At 65.8% G+C, this 21,952-nt stretch carries 21 protein-coding genes; 15 read left to right on the top strand and 6 right to left on the bottom strand.

Annotated features, from left to right (window positions below; genetic code table 11):
- The first annotated feature begins 117 nt into the window (after nucleotides 1-117).
- The 5 genes from BMX36_RS19915 to BMX36_RS19895 are packed head-to-tail and all read left to right on the top strand — an operon-like array spanning nucleotide 118 to nucleotide 7,586.
- Nucleotides 118-1,095 carry an efflux RND transporter periplasmic adaptor subunit gene (locus BMX36_RS19915; protein ID WP_093068224.1) on the top strand — a complete coding sequence of 326 codons (978 nt, stop codon included), beginning with the start codon at nucleotides 118-120 and terminating at the stop codon, nucleotides 1,093-1,095.
- Complete coding sequence (locus BMX36_RS19910; protein WP_093068221.1) at nucleotides 1,095-4,202, top strand: efflux RND transporter permease subunit; 3,108 nt, start codon at nucleotides 1,095-1,097, stop codon at nucleotides 4,200-4,202. The genes BMX36_RS19915 and BMX36_RS19910 overlap by 1 nt, the downstream gene beginning before the upstream one ends.
- The gene (locus BMX36_RS19905; protein WP_093068218.1) at nucleotides 4,199-5,575 is read left to right on the top strand and encodes an efflux transporter outer membrane subunit; all 1,377 of its coding nucleotides are present in this window, start codon (nucleotides 4,199-4,201) and stop codon (nucleotides 5,573-5,575) included. Before BMX36_RS19910 ends, BMX36_RS19905 begins: the two co-directional genes overlap by 4 nt.
- Before the next feature lie 7 nt (nucleotides 5,576-5,582).
- Nucleotides 5,583-6,260 (top strand): response regulator transcription factor, encoded by a 678-nt coding sequence (locus BMX36_RS19900; protein ID WP_093068215.1) that lies wholly within the window; start codon nucleotides 5,583-5,585, stop codon nucleotides 6,258-6,260.
- Nucleotides 6,261-7,586 carry a sensor histidine kinase gene (locus tag BMX36_RS19895; protein WP_093068212.1) on the top strand — a complete coding sequence of 442 codons (1,326 nt, stop codon included), beginning with the start codon at nucleotides 6,261-6,263 and terminating at the stop codon, nucleotides 7,584-7,586.
- Between the two features lie 248 nt (nucleotides 7,587-7,834).
- Here the strand turns inward: BMX36_RS19895 and BMX36_RS19890 are convergent, their stop codons facing one another.
- Complete coding sequence (locus BMX36_RS19890; protein ID WP_093068209.1) at nucleotides 7,835-9,265, bottom strand: IS1182 family transposase; 1,431 nt, start codon at nucleotides 9,263-9,265, stop codon at nucleotides 7,835-7,837.
- Nucleotides 9,266-9,437: 172 nt separating this feature from the next.
- Nucleotides 9,438-9,791, bottom strand: a complete 354-nt coding sequence (locus tag BMX36_RS19885) for a protealysin inhibitor emfourin (protein WP_093068206.1) — start codon at nucleotides 9,789-9,791, stop codon at nucleotides 9,438-9,440.
- A gap of 172 nt (nucleotides 9,792-9,963) precedes the next feature.
- Between BMX36_RS19885 and BMX36_RS19880 the strand changes: the two genes are divergently transcribed.
- Genes BMX36_RS19880 through BMX36_RS19875 form a run of 3 tightly spaced genes read left to right on the top strand, consistent with a single transcriptional unit; the run spans nucleotide 9,964 to nucleotide 11,907 of the window.
- A complete protein-coding gene (locus BMX36_RS19880) occupies nucleotides 9,964-10,611 on the top strand; it encodes a ParA family protein (protein ID WP_093068204.1) in 648 nt (215 codons plus the stop codon).
- Nucleotides 10,612-10,613: 2 nt separating this feature from the next.
- Nucleotides 10,614-10,907 carry a ribbon-helix-helix domain-containing protein gene (locus BMX36_RS22415; RefSeq protein WP_369523884.1) on the top strand — a complete coding sequence of 98 codons (294 nt, stop codon included), beginning with the start codon at nucleotides 10,614-10,616 and terminating at the stop codon, nucleotides 10,905-10,907.
- Between the two features lie 46 nt (nucleotides 10,908-10,953).
- Complete coding sequence (locus tag BMX36_RS19875; RefSeq protein ID WP_093068201.1) at nucleotides 10,954-11,907, top strand: replication initiator protein A; 954 nt, start codon at nucleotides 10,954-10,956, stop codon at nucleotides 11,905-11,907.
- 650 nt (nucleotides 11,908-12,557) lie between these two features.
- Here BMX36_RS19875 and BMX36_RS19870 read toward each other — a convergent pair.
- On the bottom strand, nucleotides 12,558-12,806 hold the full coding sequence (locus BMX36_RS19870) for a helix-turn-helix domain-containing protein (RefSeq protein WP_218142216.1): 249 nt from the start codon (nucleotides 12,804-12,806) through the stop codon (nucleotides 12,558-12,560).
- 75 nt (nucleotides 12,807-12,881) lie between these two features.
- Here BMX36_RS19870 and BMX36_RS19865 point away from each other — a divergent pair, with 75 nt between their 5' ends.
- On the top strand, nucleotides 12,882-13,163 hold the full coding sequence (locus tag BMX36_RS19865) for a hypothetical protein (protein ID WP_093068199.1): 282 nt from the start codon (nucleotides 12,882-12,884) through the stop codon (nucleotides 13,161-13,163).
- Nucleotides 13,156-13,749, top strand: a complete 594-nt coding sequence (locus tag BMX36_RS19860) for a hypothetical protein (protein WP_143058627.1) — start codon at nucleotides 13,156-13,158, stop codon at nucleotides 13,747-13,749. Before BMX36_RS19865 ends, BMX36_RS19860 begins: the two co-directional genes overlap by 8 nt.
- A gap of 441 nt (nucleotides 13,750-14,190) precedes the next feature.
- Here BMX36_RS19860 and BMX36_RS19855 read toward each other — a convergent pair whose 3' ends face one another.
- Together BMX36_RS19855 and BMX36_RS19850 are read right to left on the bottom strand one after the other, a co-directional pair.
- Entirely contained in the window at nucleotides 14,191-14,457 is a 267-nt protein-coding gene (locus BMX36_RS19855) for a hypothetical protein (RefSeq protein WP_093068193.1), read from the bottom strand.
- Nucleotides 14,458-14,459: 2 nt separating this feature from the next.
- Nucleotides 14,460-14,885, bottom strand: coding sequence for a helix-turn-helix domain-containing protein (locus BMX36_RS19850; RefSeq protein ID WP_093068190.1), 426 nt, complete (start codon nucleotides 14,883-14,885; stop codon nucleotides 14,460-14,462).
- Between the two features lie 65 nt (nucleotides 14,886-14,950).
- Between BMX36_RS19850 and BMX36_RS19845 the strand changes: the two genes are divergently transcribed.
- Together BMX36_RS19845 and mobF are read left to right on the top strand one after the other, a co-directional pair.
- Nucleotides 14,951-15,799, top strand: coding sequence for a hypothetical protein (locus tag BMX36_RS19845; protein WP_174195153.1), 849 nt, complete (start codon nucleotides 14,951-14,953; stop codon nucleotides 15,797-15,799).
- A complete protein-coding gene (gene mobF / locus BMX36_RS19840; protein WP_093068185.1) occupies nucleotides 15,796-19,158 on the top strand; it encodes a MobF family relaxase in 3,363 nt (1,120 codons plus the stop codon). The genes BMX36_RS19845 and mobF overlap by 4 nt, the downstream gene beginning before the upstream one ends.
- Before the next feature lie 50 nt (nucleotides 19,159-19,208).
- Here mobF and BMX36_RS21870 read toward each other — a convergent pair whose 3' ends face one another.
- The gene (locus BMX36_RS21870; protein WP_164523884.1) at nucleotides 19,209-19,382 is read right to left on the bottom strand and encodes a hypothetical protein; all 174 of its coding nucleotides are present in this window, start codon (nucleotides 19,380-19,382) and stop codon (nucleotides 19,209-19,211) included.
- 250 nt (nucleotides 19,383-19,632) lie between these two features.
- Here BMX36_RS21870 and BMX36_RS19835 point away from each other — a divergent pair, with 250 nt between their 5' ends.
- The 3 genes from BMX36_RS19835 to BMX36_RS21460 all read left to right on the top strand — a co-directional run.
- Nucleotides 19,633-21,075 (top strand): SIR2 family protein, encoded by a 1,443-nt coding sequence (locus tag BMX36_RS19835; protein WP_246248801.1) that lies wholly within the window; start codon nucleotides 19,633-19,635, stop codon nucleotides 21,073-21,075.
- A 34-nt stretch (nucleotides 21,076-21,109) separates the two neighbouring features.
- Nucleotides 21,110-21,592 (top strand): TIR domain-containing protein, encoded by a 483-nt coding sequence (locus BMX36_RS19830; RefSeq protein ID WP_042491036.1) that lies wholly within the window; start codon nucleotides 21,110-21,112, stop codon nucleotides 21,590-21,592.
- Between the two features lie 14 nt (nucleotides 21,593-21,606).
- The coding region (locus tag BMX36_RS21460; RefSeq protein ID WP_143058625.1) for a toll/interleukin-1 receptor domain-containing protein at nucleotides 21,607-21,952 on the top strand (346 nt) is incomplete at its 3' end.

Below are 21,952 nucleotides of genomic sequence, written 5' to 3'. Positions count from 1 at the left end.
GACGATCATCAGGTCGAAGCATCAAATTCAAATCGAAACTCGTGAATGACCAGCTACATTGGGACTTTGTATAGTCGGCTCCAGCAGCGCCCATGCTTTCGTGACTAAGCCGTCACGATGCGCCAGACCTTCCTTCTGATCCCGATCCTGCTTGCCGGTTGCGACGAGAAGGCTGCCAAGCCGCCCGCACCGCCTGCCCATGCCGAGACGATCGCGCATGAGAGCGAGCTGTTGAAGCTGACCCTGACCCCGCAGGCGCAGCAGCGGTTGGGCATCGCGCTTGCGCGGGTGGATGGCGGATCGGCCACGGCGACGCGCGAAGTGGCAGGCGAGATTGTCGTGCCGCCGATCAGCGCCAACGGCGTGCCGGTCAATTCGACAACCAACCTCCAGCAGATCGGCAGCCAGCAGGCCGCGGCAGATGCCGAACTGGCGCGTGCCACGGCGCAGGCGCGGCTTGCGCGGATCGCTCTCGATCGCGCCGCGAGCCTGGTGCGTGAGGAAGCGGGCAGCGTGCGTGCGCGTGACGAGGCCGCGGCGGCTCTGACCGCGGCGCAGGCCGCATTGGACGCGGCGCGGCAGCAGCGCCGGCTGCTCGGGCCGGCGGTCGCCTCGCTTGGCGCGCAACCCGTGCTGTGGGTGCGCGCATCGGTGTTCGGCAGCGACATGGGCGAGGTGCGACGCGAAGCCTCCGCTACGGTCCGCCCTCTTGGCGATGGCGGTGCGCCCCGCTCGGCGCGCCCGGTGCAGGCACCGCCTTCGGCCAACACCGTCGCCGGCACCGTCGACCTCTATTACGCGGTCGACAATCGCGACCGGGCTTTCCAGGTCGGCCAGCGCGTGTCGGTCGACCTGCCGCTCGCCGGGCAGACCGAGGGCCTGTCGGTGCCGTCTGCCGCAATCCTGCGCGACATTCATGGCGGCGAGTGGGTCTATCAGAAGACCGCGCCCGACACCTTCGTCCGGCAGCGTGTCGAGGTGGTATCGGAGAGCGGCGGACGGGCGCTGTTGGCGCGCGGACTGTCCGCCGGCGCGCAGGTCGTGACCGATGGTACGGCGGAGTTGTTCGGCACCGAGTTCGGGGCGGCGCACTGATGCTCGGCCGGCTCGTCCATTTCGCGCTGGCGCAGCGCGTCCTCGTTCTCGCGCTCGCCGCGCTGCTGGTGGTGCTCGGGGTCCGTGCCGGGCGCGACGTGCCGCTCGACGTGTTCCCCGAGTTCGCACCGCCGATGGTGGAAATCCAGACCGAGGCACCGGGCCTGTCGACCGAGGAGGTCGAGAGCCTGGTGACGGTGCCGATCGAGACCGCGGTCAACGGTGTCCCCGGCCTGATGACGCTTCGCTCCAAATCGGTGCTGGGCCTGTCGTCGGTGCAGATCCTGTTCGAGCGCGGCTCCGACGTGATCCGCGCGCGCCAGATGGTCGGCGAGCGCATCGCCCAGGTGCAGCCACGCCTGCCGCTTGCGGCACGACAGCCCGTCCTCATGCCGCCACTGTCCTCGACCAGTCGCGCGATGAAGGTCGGACTGTCGTCGACGAAACTCGATCAGATGCAATTGTCCGAGCTGGTCCGCTGGACGATCCGGCCACGGCTGATGGCGGTCCCCGGCGTCGCCAACGTCGCGGTCTGGGGGCAGCGCGACCGGCAATTGCAGGTGCTGGTCGATCCCGATCGTCTGCGTGCGTCCGGCGTGACGCTGGCGGAGGTCCGCGCCGCGGCCGGCGACGCGGTTTTGGTCGGGGGCGGCGGCTTCGTCGACACACCCAACCAGCGGCTCGCGGTCCAGCAGACCGGCACCGTCCAGACCGCCGCCGACCTCGCCCGGGCGATCGTCAAGCAGGCGGGCGAGGCACCGGTTCGGATCGGCGACGTCGCGCGCGTGGTCGACGGCTTCAATGCACCGATCGGCAACGCCATCATCGACGACGGTCCCGGCATCATGCTGATCGTCGAGAAACAGCCGACCGCCAACACGCTGGAGCTGACCCGCGCGGTCGAGGCCGCGTTCGCCGAGCTGAAGCCGGGCTTGAAGGACGTGAAGGTCGACACGACCATCTTCCGGCCCGCGACCTTCATCGAACGCTCGATTGACAACCTGACACGCGCGCTGATGATCGGCTGCGCACTGGTCGCGGCGGTGCTGTTCCTGTTCACCCGCGACTGGCGGCAGGCGACGATCAGCCTCGTCGCGATCCCGCTGTCGCTGCTCGGCGCCGGGCTGATGCTGCTGTGGTCGGGCGCGACGATCAACGTGATGATCATCGCCGGCCTCGTCATCGCGCTGGGCGAGGTGGTCGACGACGCGATCATCGACGTGGAGAATATCGCGCGCCGCCTGCGGCTGAACCGCGAGTCCGCCGATCCGAAGCCGGCCTTCGCGGTGGTGCTGGCCGCGTCGCTGGAAGTGCGCTCGGCGGTGGTGTTCGCCTCGCTGATCGTGATGCTTGTGTTCGTGCCGATCTTCTTCCTCGGCGGGGTGGCCGGCACCTTCTTCCAGCCGCTCGCCATCGCCTATGTGCTGGCGATCGGCATGTCGCTGCTGGTCGCGCTGACCGTCACGCCGGCGATGTGCCTGCTGCTCCTGCCGAACGCGCCGCTTACCGAGGAGCGCGACACCCGCTTCGTCGCCGGATTCAAGCGTCGCTATGTCGGCTTCCTGCCGCGCGTGGTGGGAAGGCCGGCGCTGGCGGTCGGGATCGTTGCGGGCGGGCTGCTGCTGGCGGGGGTCGGCTATGCGACCTTCAAGGACCAGTTCCTTCCCGACTTCCGCGAAACCGACTTTCTGATGCACTTCGTCGAGAAGCCGGGCACGTCGATCGAGGCGATGGACCGGATTACGATCCGCGCGTCGAAGGAGCTGCGCAGCATCCCCGGCGTGCGCAACTTCGGCGCGCATATCGGTCGCGCCGAGCAGGCCGACGAGGTGGTCGGTCCCAACTTCACCGAACTCTGGATCAGCCTTGACGAGAATGCCGATTACGATGCGTCGGTGAAGCGGATCAAGGAGGTGGTCGAGGGCTATCCCGGCCTCTACCGCGATGTGCTGACCTATCTGCGCGAGCGGATCAAGGAGGTGCTGACTGGTGCCGGCGCGACCATCGTCGTCCGCATCTACGGCCCCGACCAGCCGGAGCTGCGCGCGGCCGGCGCGCGTGTTCGGGACGCGATCGGCGGTATTCAGGGCGTGTCCGACCTGAAGCTGGAGAGCCAGGTGCTGGTCCCGCAAATCCGCATCCGCCCGCGCGCCGGCGAACTGGCCCGGCTCGGGCTGACCGCGGGCGAGGTCCGCCGGCAGGCGCAGGTGCTGGTCGCGCAGGCCAAGGTCGGCGAAATCTACCGCGACCAGCGCGCGTTCGACGTGGCGGTGTGGGGTGAGCCAGCGGTGCGGAACAGCGTCCATGCGCTTCGCGACCTGATGATCCAGGCACCCGTCACCGGCGCGCCGGTGCGGCTCGGAGACATCGCCGGTATCGAGATCGCGCCCGCTCCCAACGAGGTGAAGCGCGAGAACGGCCAGCGCCGCCTCGACGTGACGATGAACGTCGCGGGCGCGGATCTCGGCACCGTCGCGCAGGCGGTCGACGCCGCGGTCGCGAAGGTGCCGTTCGCGACCGGCTATCACCCGCAGGTGCTGGGCGAATATGCTGCCCTCAGGGAATCGCGCAGCCGGCTGTGGGGTATCGGCGCGCTTTGCCTCGTCGGCATCCTGCTGCTGGTGTGGATGGAGTTCCGCTCGCGCCGCATCACCGCGCTGGTCGCCGTCAGCCTGCCGTTCGCGCTGGTCGGGGGCGTGGTCGCGGTCGCGCTGACCGGCGGGGTGCTGTCGCTCGGGTCGCTGGTCGGGTTCGTCACCGTCATCGGCATCGCCGCGCGCAACGGCATCATGCTCCTCTCCCACTATCAGCATCTCGAACGCCACGAGGGCATGACCTTCGGCCGCGAGCTGGTGCTGCGCGGTGCCGAGGAGCGCCTGGTGCCGATCCTAATGACCGCCGCCTGCGCCGGTCTCGCGCTGGTGCCGCTGATCGTCGCGGGCAATGCGCCGGGGCACGAGATCGAGCATCCGATGGCGATCGTGATCTTGGGCGGCCTCATCTCGTCCACTGCGCTCAACCTGCTGCTGCTGCCGGCGCTCTATGCCCGTTATGGCGAGGAGCGCGCCGTCCCGCCTGCTCCTGCATCTACGGAGGCGCTGGCATGATCCGCCGCCTAGCCCCCGCCGCAGCCCTGCTCGCATCCGCCTGCATGAGCGTGCCCAAGCCGCCGCCCACTGTGGCGCCAGACAGCGCCACCGGGGCATTCGCGTCGCTTCCGGTGGCCTCGATCGCGCCCGTGCCCGACGACTGGTGGCGGCTCTATGACGATCCTGTGCTCGACGGACTGGTACGCTCGGCCTTGACCGCCAACGCGGACCTGCGGGTCGCCTATGCCAATCTCGATGGGGCACGCGCGGCCTTACGACAGGCACGGGCGGCGCGGTTGCCGCAGACGACGATCGAGAGCGCGCTTGGCGTCGACAACCCCGCCGGACAGCCGAGTGCGTCGGGCAATGTGCCCACGACGGATTACGATATCGCCGCAACCGCGAGCTGGGACCTCGACCTGTTCGGCCGGCTTCGCTCGGCCGCGACCGCGGCGGGCGCTGATACCGAGGCGCAAGCGGCCGTCGTCGACGGACTGCGCGTTGCGGTCGTCGCCGATACCGTGCTGGCCTATGTCGACCTGTGCGGATCGACCCGCGCCATCGCCACCGCGCGCGAGGTCGCTGCGGCGCAGGACCGTTCGGTCGCTCTCGTGCGCGAGCAGTTGCGTGCCGGCGAGGTGTCGCCGCTGGAAGTCTCGCAGGTCGCGACGATCGCCGCTGCCACTCGTGCCGCCATCGCCCCGTTCGAGGCGCAGCGCGCCAATGCGCTGTACCGGCTCGCGACGCTGCAGGGGCGCCCGCCCGCCGAAGCGCGCGCCTACCGCTTCGCCTGCACCGCCGCGCCCCGTCTGCGCGGGGCGGCACCGGTCGGCGACGGCACCGCGCTGCTGCTACGCCGTCCCGACGTGCGCGAAGCGGAGCGCCGCCTTGCCGCCGCGGCCGCACGGATCGGCGTGGCACGCGCGGACCTCTATCCACGGGTCAATCTGGGCGGGGCTGTCGGGTTGCTGTCCGGCGGGATCAGTGCGGCGGTGACGCCGCTCGTCAGCTGGGCCTTTCCCAACCAGGCACCGGCACGCGCAAGGCTGGAACAAGCCCGCGCGACCGAGCGCGCGGCGCTGGCCGGGTGGGACGTAGCGGTGCTTCGGTCGCTGCGCGAGGTCGAGACGGCGCTCGCCGCCTATGACGCCGAAACCCGCCGCAACCGCGATCTGGCGACGGCTTCGCGCGAGGCACAGGCCTATGCGCGGCGGGCCGCTGCCCGGGTCCGCCTCGGCGACGCGCCCGGCCTGCTTCAGGTCGACGCGCAGCGCGCGGCTGCATCCGCGACCCTCCAACAGGTCCAATCCGACATAGCGGTTTCGCAGAACGAGGTTGCACTGTTCCGCGCGCTGGGCGGTGGTTGGCGCGTTGACGCCGCTGCGCGATAGGTAAGCGATGCGGATATTGATCGTCGAGGATGATGCCGACACCCGCGCCTTCGTGGCACAGGGCTTGGGTCAGGCCGGGCACCAGGTTGCGGTCAGCGAGGATGGTCGCGACGGGTTGTTCCAGGCGACCGGCGGTGGCTTCGACGCGATCGTGGTCGACCGGATGCTGCCCGGTCTCGACGGGCTGGCGCTGGTGAGGGCGTTGCGCGCGGCCGGCGATGCCACCCCGGTTCTGATGCTTACCGCAGTCGGTGGAATCGCCGATAGAGTGGAGGGGCTGGAGGGCGGAGCAGACGACTATCTGGTCAAGCCCTTCGCCTTCTCCGAGCTGGCCGCGCGCCTCAACGCGCTGGCGCGCCGGCCTTCCTCGCGCGGCGATGACGCGCATCTGCTGCGGGTCGGCGATATCGTCCTCGACCTGCATCGCCGCACTGTCGAGCGCGATGGTCGGCGCGTCACCCTGCAACCGCGTGAGTTTGCGTTGCTCGCGGAGCTGATGCGCAACCCGCGCCGAGTGATGACCCGCACGATGCTGCTGGAGCGGGTGTGGGATTTCGATTTCGATCCGAAGACCAACATCGTCGAGACGCATCTGAGCCGGCTGCGCTCCAAGCTCAACGCCGGCTTCGACGCCGATGCGATCGAGACGGTGCGCGGTGCCGGCTACATGATCCGGGGTGAATAGATGCTCACCCGCCTGTGGCGCTCTACCTTCGGCATCGTCGTGCTGGTCGCGCTGGCGTTCAGCATCGCGACGCTGGCGATCGGCGCCGTCGCCTATGAGGTGACGCACGAGGCGCTGGAGGAACAATTGGACCACCGCGTCGCGGTGGAGACACGCGCGCTGATGGCCGAGGTGCGCGAAGGCGGCCTGGCGGGGGTGGCGGACGCAATCCGCTTGCGCGAGGACGCCCGCAACGAAGCGAGCCTCGACTATCTGCTCGTCGACCGCGCCGGGCGGCCGGTCGCCGCGACGATCACGTCGCTGACGCCGGTCGAACCTGGCTATCAGGAGCATTTCGGCTTCCGACGCGGCAACAATACCGGCGTCGGTCAGGCGCTCGCGACGCCGCTGTCCGGCGGGATGCTCGTCGTCGTCGCTGATAGGCGCGACCTCACGGCGATCGACCGCACGCTGGCGGCGCTGTTCGCGACGGCGCTAGCGGCGATGCTGGCGCTGGGGATCGGCGCGGCCGTGCTGGTTGGATGGCTGACCCGGCGTCGCCTGTCGCGCATCGATGCCACCGCGCAGGCGATCATCGCCGGCGACCTGACGCAGCGGGTGCCGCGCGACGGGTCGGACAGCGAGTTCGATCGCCTCGCCGCCACGCTCAACCGGATGCTCGACCGCATCGCCGCGTTGATGGATAATCTGCGGCAGGTGTCGACCGACGTGGCGCACGACCTGCGCACCCCCCTTACCCGCCTGTGCAACCAGCTTGATCGCGCCGCGACCGGGGACAAAGACGCGATCAAGGCGGCACGGCGGCAGGCCGACGATCTGCTGGAGATATTCGCCGCGCTGCTGCGCATCGCCGAGGTCGAAGGGTTGGCTGAACGTCGAGCGTTGGGAGCGGTCGATCTGTCGGCGCTGCTGGAGGACATGGCCGAAACTTATCGTCCCGACTTCGAGGCTGCCGGCCATACGCTGACGATCGACGTCATGCCCGGACTGCATATCGAGGGCGACCGGCGCCTGCTCGCGCAGGCATTGTCGAACCTTCTGGAGAATACGTTGCGGCACACGCCGGCCGGCACCGCCGCGAAGCTCTCCGCCAAGGTGTCGCATGATGCGATTGAAGTGACGCTGGAGGACAATGGTCCGGGCGTTCCTCCTGCTGATGCCAAACGCCTGTTTCAGCGTTTCGCCCGCGCCGAAGCGTCACGCACCACCGATGGACATGGGCTGGGCCTTGCTCTGGTTCGCGCCATCGCCGTTGGTCATGGCGGCGATGCGCTTCTGTCCCGATCCGAGCGGGCCTTCGGTGTCACCATACGCCTTCCCAAATAGAGCGAGAGGCGCTGGCGATCGACTTCAGAGTTCTCAAAACTTGAGTGAATGAGGCTTCTGAGAAGCCGCAAGCTTTCCCGTTTCAGCATCCAGACCGTGCGAAAACTCGCGGTCATGAAGCCGCCCGTCGTTCTTTTGGTCAGAGTGGCAGATACTGCTGATATGTTCGGGTTTCCCGCTGCATCGGGGTCAGAACGGCTTCGTGGGGAAGATATCAGACGCTGCGCTGGCCCATATAGCAGCGAGGTTCAGGCTTGCACCGCCCGGATCAGCCCCTGTACGCCGACGAGGTTGATCGCCCGCCTGAGGTTGTAGGTGAGCGCCGTCAGGCTGAACTCGCCGCGGACCTTGTCGAGCCCACGCATCAGGAAGGCCCCCTGGTTCATCCACTGCTTGATAGAGCCGAAGGGGTGTTCGACCGTCTCGCGCCGGATGTTCAGGATCTCAGGCCGCACGGCAAGGCGTGTCGCCATGCGGTCGAGCACCGCCTCGCCTTCCCACCGCGTGATGCGGCGGAAGCTACCGCGGGCACACTGCGCCTTGAGTTCGCATCCGCCACAGGCGCGCGGGTTTGAATATTGCACGATGATGTGACCGCCCTGGAGCCAGCGGTACCGTGTATCGAGCCGCTGGTTGCCCGGGCAGTGATAGCAATCCGCCGCTTCATCGTAGCGGAACCGCTCTTTGGGAAAGCGGCCGTCGCCGACGGCCGTGCCGCGCTGGGGACGGGCGACATAGGGAGTGATGCCGGCCCGTTCGCACGCGGCGATGTCCTCACCCATGTAATATCCCATATCGGCGACCACATCGATCCGGTCCACGCCGAGCAGGTCCTTGGCCGCACCCGCGGTTTCGGCCAGAAAACCCAGATCGCTGCCCGCGTTGGTGACATGCTGTTCGACGATCAGCTTGTGCTTCGCATCGACCGCGACCTGGGCGTTGTAGCCGACGCCGACCTTGGGATGGGCCGCCATCGCACGCGCATCGGGGTCGGTGAGCGAGATCTGGCTCTCGCCGCTGGCCTTCAGCTGCTCAAGCATCGCCTCGCTGACCTGACGCTGCTCGCGTACCCTGGCGATCTTCGCCGCGAGCGCCTCGCTCCGTCTGGTCGTGCCTGCCTCCTCACCACGGTCGGCGTCATCCAGCTGTGCGAGGTACTTCTCGAGCCGCTCGTCAGCGGATTTTACGTACTTGTCGAGCCTGGCCTTCGTGAAGTTGCGCGTCCGGCTGTTCACCGCCTTCAGCCGCGTGCCGTCCACCGCGAGCAGCTCGCGCCCGAACAGGTCGAGCTTGCGACACAGCACCATGAACGCGCGGAACACCGCCTTGAACGCCGAGCGGTTGTCACGGCGGAAGTCGGCGATGGTCTTGAAGTCGGGCCGCAGCCCGCGCAGCAGCCAGATCAGTTCGAGATTGCGCGTCGCCTCGGTTTCCAGGCGACGGCTCGACCGCACCCGGTTGAGGTAGCCGTACAGGTACAGCTTCAGCATGTCGCGCGGGGAATAGCCCGGTCGGCCAGTGGCCTTGGGTCGCGTCCGCAGGAAGCCGGCTTCGCCCAGATCCAAGTCTTCAACGAAGGCGTCGATGAAGCGCACCGCATTGTCCGCCGACACGTAATCCTCAACCGATGCCGGCAGCAGCAGCGCCTGGTCGCGCGCGTGACCCTCGATATACGCCATGCCCGCAGCATACGCCGATCCGCGACCGGGCGGAATCACAGGCGCGGCTTTTCACACGGTCTGGATCCTTTGCGGGAATTTCGATCGTGACAACGCGCCGCCCGCCGGCCGGGTCGAAGACGGCGAAGCGTGATCGGCGCATGGCTTGTCGGTGATTTCACCGGTGAGTTGGCTAAGAGCTCTGGCTCGGGCGTTGCTTGCTCAAGCGACGTACAACCGACACAAGCTTCGCCAGCGTTGGGTCGCGGATCGGTTCGGTGACGCGGAGTTCGTGACTGCGGCCGGCGATGGTCAGCCCAACCGTATAGCTGCGCGCATCCGGCCCCGCGCTGTCGTTTGCAGGCGTGCAGTTGAAGAAGTCCGCCTGATCGACGAGACTGGCGATCTCCTGGCACTCCGGGGTGGCGAGATCATCAAACGAGACCGTCTGCTCCTTCGCCAGTCCGGGGAAATGGGCAAGACCGCCCTCTATGCACAAGCGGACCTCACCTTTTATCGTCTCGTCCAAGGCCTTGCCCTTCTGCATCAGATCACTCCAACTATGCTCCGGGCCTCGGTAGCAGCGGCGCATCGTACAGATTTATCCAGCGCATGCCCATGCGTTGCCATGCTTTAGGAGCAGAGCGCCTCACCATAGCACTTGTGCGACCTTGCCGTTCTGCATAACGTCATATCTGAATTATTGAAGGTGTGCACACGTGCATATTATCACTCTTGCAGCTCAAAAGGGTGGCGTTGGCAAAACGACGCTCGCGGTGAATTTGGCGGTCGCTGCTGAAGCGGTCGGGATCAAGACGGCTCTCTTTGATCTCGACCCGCAGGAGAGCGCGACCGCTTGGAGCGAGCGACGAACGGCCGAGCTGCCGCACGTCGAGCCAATCAGTGCGAGACGCCTCGATCAAGCGATTGATGCAGCTGAGGCCAACGGCTTTGCACTTACTATCATCGACACACCGCCAGCGGCGGGCGCGGAAGCCGCCGCAGCGGCGCAGCGTGCCGATCTGGTCGTTATCCCCTGCCGTCCGTCATTGATCGATCTCGATGCGATCAAGCGCACGGCACAGCTTATCACCAGCACGGGGCGAACGGGCGTGGTCGTGCTGAATGCCGCCCCTCCTACCGCAACCACATTGCTGGACGATGCCAGAACGCTTGCCGAGGCAACCGGCTTGCGGGTGGCGCGTGCCGTATTGCGGGAGCGCAGCGCCTACCGAGCGGCATGGCCTTACGGCTTGGGCGTCATCGAGCATGAGCCGAAAGGTAAAGCTGCCTTGGAAATTGCAGCCTTGCAGAAGCACATATTTGATGATGTGATCAATTGCACACCTGCAAATGTGAAAGCTTGATTATGGCGAAACGGACTTCCCTGTTGGGGCCGGCAGTAGCGGCACCCTCCCCTCGCGAACCCGAGCCGGAACGCCAGTCGGCTCCGACGACCTTGCCGTCGAGTGCCGCACGATCAGGTGGCAAACGACCGGGTAAGTATCACCTTGGGGCATATTTCGATCCTGCAGATCCCACGGCGGAGGCATTTCGCGTTTTGGCAGCGCGGACCCGGCGGAGTCACCAAGATCTCCTTGCTGAAGCGATCAGCGAACTGGTCGCCAAGTATGAAGCCGACAAGCAATTCGGTCGTGTGTGACGATGTGCACACCTGCAATTATGCAGGATGGCAGGATTGATGTTTCATGACCAAGCGCCAAAATCCCAACCCCGAATTTGATCTGTTCATCCCGTTGATGGGCGACCTCCCGCTGAAAGATCAGCGGGAGACGATGGAGCGGCCGTTCTTCTCGCTCCAGAAGCGCAAGCGGGTGAAGCCGATCGAATATAGCAGCCCGGACGGCGAGACGTGGGTCAAGATTGAGGCGATCCCCGCCTACGGCATGGCCACGATCTGGGACGCCGATATCTTGATATGGGCGGCGTCCACGCTCAATCGGATGCGGGAGCAGGGGGTCAACGACCTTCCCCGGACACTTAGAACTACGTCCTATGACCTGTTGCGGGCGATCAAGCGCGACACCAGCGGCCGAGCTTATCAGGAGTTGCAGGCTGCACTCCAGCGGCTTCAAACGACTTCCATATCGACCTCGATCCGCGCGCCCAAGCGGCGGACCAAGGCCGGTTTCAACTGGCTCGACAAATGGACGCTGGAGGTGGACCCGGACACCGACCAACCGCGCGGGATGACCATTACGCTGTCGGACTGGGTGTATGAGGGTATTATGGGGGAGCGGTCACTGCTCACCATGCACCAGGATTATTTCCTGCTGACCGGGGGGCTGGAACGCGCCCTGTATCGTATCGCGCGCAAGCACGCCGGCAACCAGAAGGGCGGGTGGACGTGTCGCGTCGAGGTGCTGCGCGACAAGACAGGCAGCGACAGCAAACCAAAAGAGTTCAACCGGATGCTGCGCAAAGTGGTGGAGGCCGACCAGCTCCCCGATTATGCGATGCACATGGCCGCAACAGTCGATGGCAGTCCTGCCGTGCTGTTTCGACTTCGGGGTGAAGCGGAGGCGCTGGCACTGACTGCCAAGTTGGAAGCCGAGCAAGAGCGGCGGAACCGATTCGATGCCGATCGCCGCCGCGCCGCCGAGGTGGACGACCTGATGGACAAGCTTGCCGGAGAACGCTGACTATCGTGGTATCACACACCGCAAGGCCCATCCGTATCAGAGGCGGAGGCGGGCAGCAGGCGTTGAGAGTGTGGATCGAGCAATAATCGACCCGCAAAGAGGCAAGCGATCATCGTGGGATCACACACCCGGGCGTCGTGGGATCACACACCGCACTATCGTGGGATCACACACCGAATCACGTGGGATCACACACCGGGAAGATTCTCAAGGTATTACGAAGACGCGGTTTTTTGGCCGCTTTTCGACACTTAACCTTCTTAACGATTCCTATTTAACAGAATCACTTAACCCCAAGACCCGGCTCAAAAGGAAGGAAAAGGAATTGCGGAATTGCCCCTTGGGCAATGGCCCTTCGTTGCGTGCCGGCTATCGCCGTCACAAGAGCGGCCTGACGGCCGCAGGCTTCCGGGAGAAGCCAAGCCGATCCGGCGGTGTGTACCTGTCAGCGTGACGCCCGTTGAAAGGGCAGGGTGGGGAGATACCCCGAACCGATCGTCGGGTTCGCCGGTGTGTGCGATCACGGCGGATCCTAGAGGCCATCGAACGCGCGTTCGGCATCGTAGCAGATGTCGCGCCGTTGATCGGGTGGGCGTTATCGTCGGCAGATGCGCCTGGGCATCGCCTCGATGGGCGGTCCTGAGCTGTGATTACGAGCAGTCTTGACAGAGAAGTTCGCCGAGCAAGGCCACCGGATCGACCCCGATCGCCACGGCGACCGCGACATATTCATCCACGCTCAACTGGCGCTCACCGGTTTCGTAGCGCGATACATAGGCCTGCTGCCATCCGAGCCGCTTCGCGAGGTCGACCTGACGAAGCCTGGCGTCCCGCCGTGCCACGGTCAGCGCAGCGACGATGCGGGCGTGCAGATCGGATGGGACAGGGGAGGCGGGCACACCGAAGCATCTAGACCGGCTTGAGCGATATGCGGAAAGCGTATATCATCCAGGCTTCCGATCGGGAGTGCTGACATGAGACTGTTCGAGCGCATCGCCACCTGGTTCGACGACTGGACGCTCCCAGGCCACTCGGGAATTGGCAGCGACGGAACGGATATCAATCCGACAACCGGATTGCCGACGATCGCGGGGGCGGGAACACCCGACGTCGCCGGCAATCCCTACGGTTCTACCCGTTCGCACGATTACGAGTCCGACTGGCAGCGCCACGATCGCTGGGACAGCGGCGCTCACGACCATTTCCAGCATCACGACAGCTGGTCGGCGAGCAGCCATGATCCCTGGCGTGACTAAACGCGTCCCGATAGTCGACCGGCTGATCGCGCGATGGGAAGTGAGCCAGCTGAACGTCGTCCCTTATGCGATCAGCGCCATATCCTTCCTGCCGATGCTGATCGTGACGATCGGTATCGCCAGGGCGATCGGCGCCAGACCGGTCGTCATGGGACGAGGCATGCTCGTCATCTGGGTAGCCCTGTTCGCAACCGAGATGGGGCGAGGGATCTGGACGCTGCGGCACCGTTACGCCTCGCCGCGCTGGCTGCGCGCGGTCCATGCCGCGGTCGGTGACGACTTGGCCGTTCACGCGCTCGCCGAGCTTATGCGCCAGCATCGGTACGAACCCGATTATGTCCTTCTGAGATCCGACATGACCAGCGCGGTCCAGCAGGAATACGCCCGGCGCAAGGACGCGGCCCGACGTGCCGAGGGTATCCGGGTGATGGAGGAACCGGATCCTGCCCCGGGTCCGGAGCCGGAAGGCAGCGACCCCCGGATCGGCGAAGATCAACGCGCCCGGGCACGTGAGCGTCGTGCCGCCAGGAAGATACTGGCGGCGGCAGCGCCAGTGACAGGCGATATATCCTGCGGCTCACCCTGAACCGGCTGCCGCACCGTCGAGAAGACGGTCCGGAGTTCGCTTGCTGGCCGGCTGACACGCCGGCCCGGGTGCCCCGCCGGAAGCCGCAATGAATGCCGGAGCACCACGGCATCGATACGGCAGCATCCGGATCGTGCAGGAAAGGAGCACACACCACGCTATGGATAGCGGCCATGTTCAGAGCATAAAATCGCAAATTATCAGTGATGTAGCAGGATATCGGCCGTGCTGCGGGTTCCGCGAAAGCTGCCTCCTGACGTGCTACAAGGGTGCTACGGCGCTACGGACGCCGTGATTTACCGGGCTGCGCAGCGACATGAGGGTCGCAAGCAAGCGACCCGTTCGGAGGCACGGCCCATCTCCCGAGGGGCGTCATGGACAAGACTGATGGGCCAGCACCGGCCGATGCGAACCCGGCTGCGCGCGCTTGTTTCCGTGTGGTCAGGACGTGCCGGACGGCCGTGCGCGGAAGCGGCGCGGGTCGAAGAACCAGATCAGCATGACCGCGCCGGTGACAACTGCGGCGATCCAGCAGGCAGCCGCAAGGGCAGGGGCATAGCCCAGCAGACGGATCGCCAGACCTGCCAGCAGCAGTCCTGTGCACAGCGCCGCCAGTCGGCGCACGACCGGCCAGTTGCGTCGCTTGAACCCAACGCGCCGGGTATCTGCCATCCAGGCGGCCAGTTGTTCCTTCGAAGATCCGCTCATCCTCAATCCCCCAGCGACAAGGCGAGCAGCGTACCGCGCAGCTGCTTGCGGTTGGCGGCGCCCGCGTCCGCGCCTCCGTCGTATATCACGCGCGCGAGCGCCTGGCTGCGTTCGTCAGGCAGCTCCAGCCCGACGTCCCTGCAGACGGCGTCCACGTCCGCGCGCAGGCGGTCGAGACGGTCCCAGTCGACCGGCCCGTAGTAGCTCCGGGGCACGGTGTCCTCGCCCAGGATCACCCATTCGGGATCGACATCGTAGTCGCGCCGGAGCTTCGCCATCAGGGCGACGGGCGGCTCGGCCCCGCCCAGTTCCCAGCTGACCAGCGCGCGCTTCGAATAGCCCAGCGCCTTCGCGAACGCGTCCTGTCCCAACCCGGTCCTGAGCCGTACCGCCTTGATCCGCTCACCGATGGTGGATGCACCGCTCACGTCGCCATAATCGCTTGCTTAATCCTGCTCATTGTGGCGCAATCGTGCCACTATGCAATCATGGCATGGGAGCGGTGCCGGCGACCAGCATTAGGCCGGACATGGGCAGGAACTTCATGGGCGGTCAGGTCAATGTACGGCTTGGGGACGACGACGATGCGGATCTCACCCGTTGCGCGGCCGAGCGTGGTGTCGAGCGTGCGACCTTGGCCAAGTCGTTCGTTCGGGAATGTCTCGATGCGTGGCGGGAGGGGCGGGCCGTATTCGATCGGCCCGAGCAACTGGGGCCCGGTGACGTCGTCGCCTTCGGCGCCAGGCTGGACAAGGCGGTCATGGAGATCGACCGCATCGCCCAAAGCTGGGCAGCGCACGAGAGCGACATGCACAGGCTGGAGCGCGAGGATCAGCTGGCGCTGACGCGAGCCCGGACCGAGTTCATCAAGGGCATGCCGGAGCGCATCACCGCCAGCTTCAATCCGATCAGGGCGGAGATGCGGTTGCTTGCCGAACGGATCGACAGGCAGCCCCGTCTGGATGCCATCGACGAACGGCAGCGCGACCACACCGAGGCGTTACGGGAGAACACCGCCGCTATCAGGAGCCTCGAGCAGCAGCCCCGGACAAAGGTCAGCTACACCGTCTGGGACAGGGACTGGTCGGGTCGCAAGGTGGGTGCGGCGCTGTCGGTCGTCTGGTTGCTCTGCGTCGGCAGCTATTTCTTCGCCGCGATGGCGCTGCCGCCGTCGTGGTTCGCCGTCCGCTCGGCCAACTATCTGTTGGGCGGCGGGGATCAGGCGGTCTGCGCGCTCGTGAATTACCGGCTCGCGACCGACAGCTGCCGGACGCAGTTCGAGGGCAAGGCAGGCAGGATCACCGTCCGGGCAAAGCCCGGCACCCCGCAGGGCAAACAATGATCTCGGTCGCTGCGGTCGGTTCGGCCTCCGACGCAGCCGCCTATTACGCCCGGGACAATTATTACACCGCCGATCAGGCAGAAGGGGCTAGTGTCTGGGCAGGCGAGGGGGCGGCCGAGCTGGGTCTGTCCGGACCCGTTGACGCCGAGCGGTTCAAACAGGTGCTCGCCGGCGAACTGCCCAACGGCACCGTTCTGGACGCCAAACGGGGTGAGCACCGAGCGGGCTGGGACGTCACCATGTCCGTGCCCAAGTCGGTGTCGATCCTGGCGCTGGTGGGCGGTGACGCGCGGTTGGTAGTCGCGGTGCGGGAAGCGGCTGCCGCGACCCTAGCCTGGACGGAGCGCAACGTCGCGGAAGCGCGGGTCTGGAACGGTAGGGGACAGGTGCCCGAGACGACCGGCCGCTTCGTGGCCGCGACCTTCCTCCACGACGTGAACCGCAGCGGCGAGCCTCAGCTCCACGTTCACAACGTCATCGCCAATGCGACCCGCACCGCCGACGGCAAGTGGCGGGCGCTGCACGCGGACCAGCTGTACGAGCGCCAGCATGTCATGGATGCGGTGTTCCTGTCCGCGTTGCGCAGCCGGGTCGAGACGCTCGGCTTCGCCACCATCCCCCGGCACGACGGCCGCAACGGCGCTTTCGAGATCGCCGGCGTGTCGCGTGCGGTGGTGGAAGCATTCTCCGGCCGCTCGGCCGAGATCGATGCGTACATCAAGGCGCGCGGATTGGAGAACACTCCGCAGACGCGCGAATATGCGGCGCTGGCGACCCGCGACTCCAAATCAACCGATCTCGTGCCGGAGCAGCGCGCGGAAGGGTGGCGGCGGCTGGCCGCGGAGAAGGGGCTGGATCCGGCAGCGTTGGTGAAAGGTGCGCTGGCGGAGGCGGGGCGGGGGCATGATGTGTGGACGCGCACGGTGCGGGGTGTGCGCGGGATAGGCGAGCGCGGTCTTGCTATCGCCGGCCGCATGGGGCTGACCCCGCGCGACGGCGATCCGCTGGTCCCTGAGCGACTGGGACGACTGGAGCCGCGCGCCTATGCCGCGGCGCAGGCGGTCGCATCGGCGGTGCGCGACTTGGGCGAGCAGGAGGCGGCGTTCGACCGGCTCGAGCTCATCCGCGAAGGCCTGTCGCGCGGCGGACCGGTGACGGTTGCCGATATCGAGGCCCGGCTGGCGCTGCTGCAGGCGAAAGGCCTGTTGCTCGGCGACGGCGATCGCATGGTGACGACGCAAGGTGCGGTACGGCTGGAGCAGGCGTACCTTGCCACTGTCGATGCGGGGAAGGGGCAGTCTGCCCCGATCGTTCCGCCGGTCGATGCCGCAATCCGGGTGCAGGAGGCGGCGCGCGAGTTGGGGCTTCATCGCCTCAACCCGGGTCAGGAAGCTGCGGCCGTGCTGATGCTGTCCTCGTCCGACCGGGTGGTGAACGTGCAGGGCGGGTCGGGACGCGGCAAGTCGACCGCGATGGCGCCGGTGACGGCAGTAGCGAGGGGAGAAGGACGGGCGGTAATCGGGCTCGCCATCGCCAGCGTGAAGGCGAGCGAGTTCGGGCGCGACACCGGCGCGGACGTGAGCACGGTCGCCAGCTTCCTGGCGCGCCATGCCCGCGTGATCGACGGCACCGCCCGACCGGAACAGGTCGCGCGCGTGAAGGCGGAGCTGTCGGGTGCGATCGTCATGGTCGAGGAGGCCGGACAGCTCGGTACGCGCGACATGGAGCGGATCGTGCGGCTTGCCAACATCACCGGCGTCGCGCGCGTCGTGCAAACCGGCGACACCCGCCAGCTGACCGCGATCGCGCCCGGCAAGCCGTTCGAGGCGAGCCAGAAGGCCGGCGTCGCCACGGCCCATATCACCGAGAATCTGCGTTCTCGGTCCGATCAGATGAAGGCGGTCACCGCCGCGCTCGACCGCGGCGACGTGTCGGGCACGTTCGAGATACTCAGGGCCGCCACGACCGAGGTGCCGGGGAACGCGGTGGCGATGACGGCCGCAGCGCACTGGGCAGCGCTGCCGCAAAACCAGCGGGACGCCACCCTTCTGCTGACCGCCGGCCGCGCGATGCGCAGCGAGGCCAACCAGGCGGTGCAGGCCGAGCTGAAGGCGAGCGGCGAGATCGCTGCCACAGGCACGTCGTTCACTGTGCTCGACCGGGTCAACGCCACCAGGGAAGGCGCGCGGCTGATGCGCGCCTATCGGCCCGGCCATGTGGTCGAGGTCCGCACCGACCTGCCGAGTCAGGGCCTTGTCCGCGGCGACCGTGGTGTCGTGACCCGCATCGACGGCGACCGGGTGCGGCTCGGCATGGCGGACGGGACCGAGAAGCTGTTTCAGCCCGACCGGTTGGCCAGAAACCTCGACCGCGATGCCGTGTCGATCTTCGCATTGAAGCAGGTCGAGCTGCACGTCGGCGACCGCATCCGCTGGAGCGACAACGACCGGACCCGCGGGCTCGATAACGGTGCGATGGCGCGGGTCGAGGAGGTAGGCCGCGGAAAGCTGGTCGTGTCCTCACTGATCGACGGGACCGTGCATGAGATCGCGTCCGGCGATCGCATGGCCGAACGGCTGGACCTTGCCTACGCGATCAACGTCCATGTCGCACAGGGGGTCACCACCGAGCACGGCATCGTGGCGATGCGCTCGTCGGAGCGGAAGCTGCTGACCGAACGGTCGTTCCTGGTCGCGCTCACCCGCGTGGCGGACAAGGTGGCGCTGGTGGTCGACGACGGGCAGAAGGTCGAACGGCACGTTACCCGTAACACCGGCGACAAGACCTCGGCGCTTGATGTGGTCGAGCGTGGCCAGGCAACCGACGCTATCCGGCTGCCGGATGCGGGCTCCCCGCTCGACCGGGCGCTGGAGCGTTACGCCCAGTTGTTCCTGGCGGCCGAGCGGATGCACGAGGACGGGCAGGAGCTGTCGCCGTCCAAGGTGCGCGAGCTGGACGCAGCCTCGGCCGCGCTCGACCAAGTCCGGCCCTATGCCGCCGAGGATCTGCGGATCGTGCTGGACCGCAGCGCCGACCCGGTACGCGGTCTGGAGCAGATTGCTCCGGGAGAGTTGCGGCAGGTCTGGGCGGAGGAGGGGCAGGCGCGCGCCGATCCTCGCGCCTATGCCGACCGGTTCGTGGCCGACTGGCGCTCGGCGTCAGGCGACCGGGGTGAGGCTGAAACGCCGCGGATCGAAGACCGGGCGGAGCGTCGCCTCGAGCGGCTCGAGGACCGTATGGCGCGGCAGCCCGCACTGAAGAAGGCGCTCGACGCCCGCATTCCCGAGCGGCAGCTGCGCCTCGACGGCCCCGGCATGGGTGGCGGTGGCCGCGAACGGGACTACGGTATGGAGATGTAAGCCGAGGTGGCAAGTTGTGTATCGCGCGTGTCCCGTTTGCCGGGTTTCACTCAGTCTTCCGCAGCTTCCGCCCTGTCGAGTGCGACAAGGCGCGCATACTCTTCGACCGGCACGATGGCGATCATGGGCGATCCGTCGCGTTCGACCGCAATCGCGCCTTCAGCTGCCAGTGCAAGGCATTCACGGACCTGGGCGGGTGTGCGGGGAAAGGGGACCGTGCGCATGGCCGTATCATATCACTCCGCGGGAATCGTAACTAGGGCTGCGATACGTCAAACACCCAATCAGGCGGTGCTGATGAAGGCAGCTATCTCGAATGACATAGCAGCGGTGAGGCCGGCGAGATCACCGATTGGATCGATACGCATTGCGCGCCGCGGCTGGTCATGGCTGATGGCAGACCGTACGACTTGAAACGTTCCTCAGAAGAACGTAATGTGAACGAATGATGCTGATAATCTTCGCCGGTGCCCTTTGAGCGATCGCGATGTATTTTTGAGAGAGTACACCTCAGCACTTGCTGAGGATGGTGCTTCGGTTCTTGTCGGTGCCGGCACTTCCATGGCCGCGGGGTATCCCTCGTGGAAGGGCTTGCTGCAGGAAATTGCGGGTGATCTCGGCCTCGAAATTGAGGACGTCGACGATCTTACGGCAGTTGCCCAATGGGCGATTGGTGCGGATCATTCGAACCGCACGACCGTGCTAAATGCCATACGGGAGCAGATCGAGCCGGATCATGCCATCCCCTCGGCGTTGCTGTCGCTGGCAAGGCTGCCGATCCGCGAGGTGTGGACGACGAATTACGACCGGCTGATCGAGCGTGCGTTCGGCGAGCTTGGGCGCCCGGTTGATGTTCGGGCCAACCAGGAGCAGTTGGCACTGCGCAAGCGCCGCGCGGGAGCGGTCCGCATTTACAAGATGCACGGGACCATCGATGCAGTTGATGATCTGGTAATTTCCACCGAGGATTACGAACTGTACCGGCAGCGGCGCGGTGCATTTTTGGGTCTGCTGCACGCTCATTTGACAGGAATGACCTTCCTGTTCGTGGGCATGAGCCTGACGGACCCGAACGTCCGCCACGTGCTTGCCTTGCTGCGTGAGCATTTTCCAACGACCCCGCCCCGACACTTCATGATCGCACGGCGGCCACAGCGGGCGGATTTTGGGTCTGATGATGCCCACGCCGCCCGGTTGAAGCGGCATGACTATTGGGTGCGCGACTTGCGACGCTATGGTCTTGTCGTCGTCGAGATCGATGCGTTCGCTGAAATTGATGAATTGATGGATGAACTCGAACGGCGTGTGGCACGTCGTCGGATATGGGTGTCGGGTAGCTGGCCGCTCGATGCCGGTGATTCTAGCGCGGGGTTCGTTCACGATGTAGCGCGCGCGATCGGGCGTAGGATCGGATCGACAGATCTTTTCATGCTATCCGGGGCCGGGCTGTTGGTCGGATCAGCTTCGCTGTCAGGGTTCCTCGAAACCATGCAGGGGCGCGGTGAGTGGGACTTTGATCGGCGGTTGGTTGTTCGTCCCTTTCCGCAACCGGTCGGTGACGCTGAGCCGGATCGTCAGCATTGGGCAGAGTTGCGTGGTGAGTTGGCGCGCTTGGCGGGTATCGTGGTTTTCGTTGGCGGTGCGAAGATCGAGTCCGGCGGACTGGTGTCTGCCACCGGTGTGTTCGAAGAGCGCGCCCTCGCCGATGGTAGAGGTGCATTTCTATTGCCCGTTGGAGCCACCGGAGGCGCTGCCTCGGTTATCGCCAATGAGTTGCTGACGTCAGCCCTTCCGTCGACTGGCAGTAATGCCCGGCGCCCCACGGACGATGAGTTGCGCATATTGTCAGACGCCTCGGCAACGCCAGATCAACTCGCTGATGCGGCTTTGAAAATCATTAAGCGGATCGCACGCTGAAAATCGTTTGTGATGAACATCTGGGAGAACGGCATTGGCGAGGCGGGTATTCTTCAGCTTTCACTTCGCGCGAGATGCATGGCGCGTGTCGCAGGTCCGCAATGCCTGGATGTTGCCGGGAAGCCGTGATTCCAACACTATTGTCGACCATGCGTCGTGGGAAGAAATCATGCGCAAGGGCCCGCAGGCGATTCAGAACTGGATCGATACGCAGATGAACGGCAGTAGCGTGGTAGCGGTACTGATCGGTCGCGATACGCATACGAGGCCGTGGGTGGAGTATGAGATCCGCAAGGCCCACCGCGAGGGACGCGGCATCCTTGGTGTGCACTTAGCTGGCATGAAGGATAGTAACGGCACCGTTGATCCGGCCGGGGCCGATCCGATCGCAAAGCTTGCGCTTACCGATCGGTTCGGGACCAGAGTGACTTACCCTACTTATTCCTGGTTGCAGGGTGACGGAAGAAAGAACTTTTCGTCGTGGGTTGAAGCCGCCGCCCAGCGCGCCGGTCGTTAAAGGCGAGATCGATCATGTCCTACGTTACCGAATCTGAGGTCCGGGCTGCCGCTGCTCGTGCGAAAGCAGCTACGTTCAAATCTGCGGGCATTTTGTTGCGCGAATCGCGTGACACATACCAATCTTCATTCGATGTATTCCTGTCTCATTCTTTCATGGATCAGGAACTTGTCCTTGGAGCGAAGCAACTGCTCGAGGAAAAGGGGTTGTCCGTCTATGTCGATTGGATCGACGATCCGCTGCTAGACCGTACCGCCGTAACGCGGGCGACCGCCGAGAAGATCAGAGGGCGGATGCGACAGTGCCGGACGCTGCTCTATTTGCATTCGGCGAATGCCACCAAGTCCAAGTGGTGTCCGT

Origin of the sequence: Sphingomonas sp. OV641 (genome assembly GCF_900109205.1) — a bacterium.
Taxonomy (GTDB): Bacteria; Pseudomonadota; Alphaproteobacteria; order Sphingomonadales; family Sphingomonadaceae; genus Sphingomonas.
This window is presented reverse-complemented; position numbering and strand designations above follow the sequence as displayed.

Coding starts and splice junctions, on each gene's coding strand:
- BMX36_RS19895 (WP_093068212.1), top strand. CDS start 6,261: ATGCTCACCCGCCTGTGGCGCTCTACCTTCGGCATCGTCGTGCTGGTC.
- BMX36_RS19915 (WP_093068224.1), top strand. CDS start 118: ATGCGCCAGACCTTCCTTCTGATCCCGATCCTGCTTGCCGGTTGCGAC.
- BMX36_RS19875 (WP_093068201.1), top strand. CDS start 10,954: ATGACCAAGCGCCAAAATCCCAACCCCGAATTTGATCTGTTCATCCCG.
- BMX36_RS19890 (WP_093068209.1), bottom strand. CDS start 9,265: ATGGCGTATATCGAGGGTCACGCGCGCGACCAGGCGCTGCTGCTGCCG.
- BMX36_RS19865 (WP_093068199.1), top strand. CDS start 12,882: ATGAGACTGTTCGAGCGCATCGCCACCTGGTTCGACGACTGGACGCTC.
- BMX36_RS19905 (WP_093068218.1), top strand. CDS start 4,199: ATGATCCGCCGCCTAGCCCCCGCCGCAGCCCTGCTCGCATCCGCCTGC.
- BMX36_RS22415 (WP_369523884.1), top strand. CDS start 10,614: ATGGCGAAACGGACTTCCCTGTTGGGGCCGGCAGTAGCGGCACCCTCC.
- BMX36_RS19910 (WP_093068221.1), top strand. CDS start 1,095: ATGCTCGGCCGGCTCGTCCATTTCGCGCTGGCGCAGCGCGTCCTCGTT.
- BMX36_RS19885 (WP_093068206.1), bottom strand. CDS start 9,791: ATGCAGAAGGGCAAGGCCTTGGACGAGACGATAAAAGGTGAGGTCCGC.
- BMX36_RS19845 (WP_174195153.1), top strand. CDS start 14,951: ATGGGAGCGGTGCCGGCGACCAGCATTAGGCCGGACATGGGCAGGAAC.
- BMX36_RS19900 (WP_093068215.1), top strand. CDS start 5,583: ATGCGGATATTGATCGTCGAGGATGATGCCGACACCCGCGCCTTCGTG.
- mobF (WP_093068185.1), top strand. CDS start 15,796: ATGATCTCGGTCGCTGCGGTCGGTTCGGCCTCCGACGCAGCCGCCTAT.
- BMX36_RS21870 (WP_164523884.1), bottom strand. CDS start 19,382: ATGCGCACGGTCCCCTTTCCCCGCACACCCGCCCAGGTCCGTGAATGC.
- BMX36_RS19855 (WP_093068193.1), bottom strand. CDS start 14,457: ATGAGCGGATCTTCGAAGGAACAACTGGCCGCCTGGATGGCAGATACC.